Source organism: Peterkaempfera griseoplana (genome assembly GCF_001418575.1).
In the GTDB taxonomy this organism is placed as follows: Bacteria; Actinomycetota; Actinomycetes; order Streptomycetales; family Streptomycetaceae; genus Peterkaempfera; species Peterkaempfera griseoplana.
Genome location: NZ_LIQR01000340.1, coordinates 1 through 2,481, shown reverse-complemented (window position 1 = coordinate 2,481; position 2,481 = coordinate 1). Strand labels below are relative to the sequence as shown.

The window sequence follows — 2,481 nt, the reverse complement described above, 5'->3', positions numbered from 1 at the left end:
CCGGGCGCGCCCGGGTGCTCTGCGATGTGGCGGCGCAGGCCGCCGGCGCCCCGGAGGACGCCGGAGGCGCGCTCTGGCGGCTGGCCGAGCCCGGCCGTCAGCTCGACGCCAACCTGGTACGGCTGCCGCCCGGCCACCGGGTCGGCGCCCACCGCGAACCCGAACTCGACGTGCTGCTGCTGGTGGTGGAGGGCAGCGGCACCCTGGCCGACGGCGAGGAGATCCAGCAGCTCGGCACCGGCACCCTGGTGTGGCTGCCGCAGGGCTCCGCACGGGAGCTGGCGGCGGGACCGGACGGCCTGGCCTGTCTCACGGTCCACCGGCGGCGCCCCGGGATGCGGATCGGCTCGGGACCGCCCGCACCGCCCGCACCGCTCGGCTGACCCCCGCGCAGCCGCACCGCCGGGGTTCCCCGCGACTCGGCGCCGCCACCGGCCGCAGGGACCGGCGGGGCGCCCCGGGGAGGCCGCTCAGGCGGTGCGGGGCGGCAGAGGCAGCGGCATCGCGGGGAGGCCGTCGATGGAGACCCCGTTCTTGCGCTCGACGTAGTCCGTGTGGAACTGCTCGTCCCGGCGGCCGAAGTACTGCACCAGAAGGTCACGCTCCCCCCGGTACTCCATGAACGGCACCGAGTAGCCGCAGGAGTCGCTGACCCGCAGCGCACGGACCAGCACGATGGCGCGGGCGCCCGGCTGCTCCGACACGGCGGGGAAGTGCCCGATCAGCTCCGCCCAGCGGGGGTCGTCCCGGAACACCGGCTCGCCCGTGCCGTGCACCCGCACCACATCCGGCGGCCCCTCGAAGGAGCACCACATCAGGGTGATCCGGCCGTTCTCCCGCAGATGCGCGATGGACTCCGCCCCGCTGCCGGTGAAGTCCAGGTACGCCACCGTGTGCTCGTCCAGCACGGCCAGCGAACCCTTGGCCCCCTTGGGGGAGACGTTGACGTGGCCGTCGCCCGCGAGCGGCGCGGTCCCCACGAAGAAGAGGGCCTGCTGCTCGATGAACTTCCGCAGGCGGTCGTCGATCCCCTCATGCACATTCGCCATGCCACCATCATGATCCTGGTTTCACCCTCCGGAACAGATGTGACCGCACTGTGGACCGTCCGCCCCCGGCGTTCCTGTCGGCGGGGCCGCTCAGCGGCTCGCTCAGAGCAGCCTGGTGAGGCGGGAACCGATGGACGGCGGGGCCAGATCGCGCTGCAGCACCACCGGGACCTGCACCTGCCCCTCGCCGCTGCCGGTGGTCACCGTGCCGACCCTGGTGCCCGCCTTGGCGCTGTGCGGGAGGCCGGCGTTCGGGGAGAGCCGGAAGTCGACACTGACACCCGACCAGCCGGTGACCGTGACGTCCTTGGTCACGACCGCCGGGACGCGTCCGCCGAGCCCGTCGTCCACATAGCCGACCACATCGCCCTTCTTCAGCAGTGTGTGGCTGGTGAGGCTGCGCTGCGCCCCGGTGATCAGCTCACCGCTGACGTCCAGCGCCTTCTGCAGGATCTGCGTGCCCTGCTGACCCATGACCACACCGATGATCAGCTGCGTGGTGCCGCCGATCTCCTTCTCGGCCGCCCACATCAGGCAGCCGCCGGCGGGGGTGCTGGAACCGGTCTTGACGCCGATGACATGGTCACCGGTGGTGAGCAGCTGGTTGTTGTTGAAGATCCGCTGACCGTCGCTCAGCACCACGTTGGGGGTGGCGACGATCTGCTTGAAGACGTCGTTCTGCATCACCTTCTCGGCCAGCTTCAGCTGGTCGACGGCGGTGGATTTGGTGGACGCCGCCAGGCCGCTGGGGTCGGTGTAGACGGTGTCGGACATGCCGAGCCTGCGCGCGGTGTCGTTCATCTTCTTGACGAACGCCTGCTGCGAACCGGCGTCCCAGCGGCCGAGCAGCCGGGCGATGTTGTTCGCCGACGGGATCAGCAGCATCTGCAGCGCCTCGTACTCGCTGATCTTCTGCTTCTCCTCGACCCTGACCACCGACTCGCCCTCGGCGACCCCGTTGGAGAAGTCGGACGCCGCCTGCTTGTCGGCGGTGATGGACGGCCCGTTCTCGCCCAGCTTCAGCGGGTGCTCGGTGAGCACCACATAGGCCGTCATCACCTTGGTGACGCTCGCCATCGGAGCCGCCTTCACGGCTCCCGAGCGGCCGAGACTGCCCAGTCCGTACACCTCGGCCGCGGCCTGACCCTGGGTGGGCCACGGCAGGTCGGGCTTGCCCCCCGGGAAGGTGAAGGACGTGGTGGCCGAGGCCTTCAACTCCGGTCCGGGAAGCGGGCGCAGCAGCTGGACGATGCAGGCCACGCCGAGGACGAAGGCGAGGAAGACGCTCCAGATGGTGATCCGCTTGACGGCGCGGCGCAGCGGCGTCATGGGGCGTGCGCTGAGCGAGGCCAGCACCTGCATGGCCTCGGAGGTGGTCTCCGGGACGTACAGCGGCTCCGGCTCCGGGGCGGGAGCCGCTGTACGTCCCGGA

The 2,481-nt window shown here is 71.3% G+C and carries 2 protein-coding genes and 1 pseudogene; 1 reads left to right on the top strand and 2 read right to left on the bottom strand.

The window, feature by feature from the left end; all coding sequences use genetic code 11:
* Nucleotides 1–14: 14 nt before the first annotated feature.
* Complete coding sequence (locus tag AOK09_RS24495) at nucleotides 15–383, top strand: cupin domain-containing protein (protein ID WP_055589405.1); 369 nt, start codon at nucleotides 15–17, stop codon at nucleotides 381–383.
* A gap of 87 nt (nucleotides 384–470) precedes the next feature.
* Here AOK09_RS24495 and AOK09_RS24490 read toward each other — a convergent pair whose 3' ends face one another.
* On the bottom strand, nucleotides 471–1,049 hold the full coding sequence (locus AOK09_RS24490) for a pyridoxamine 5'-phosphate oxidase family protein (protein ID WP_055589404.1): 579 nt from the start codon (nucleotides 1,047–1,049) through the stop codon (nucleotides 471–473).
* A 102-nt stretch (nucleotides 1,050–1,151) separates the two neighbouring features.
* Nucleotides 1,152–2,481, bottom strand: a pseudogene (locus AOK09_RS24485) (D-alanyl-D-alanine carboxypeptidase); the annotation flags it as partial.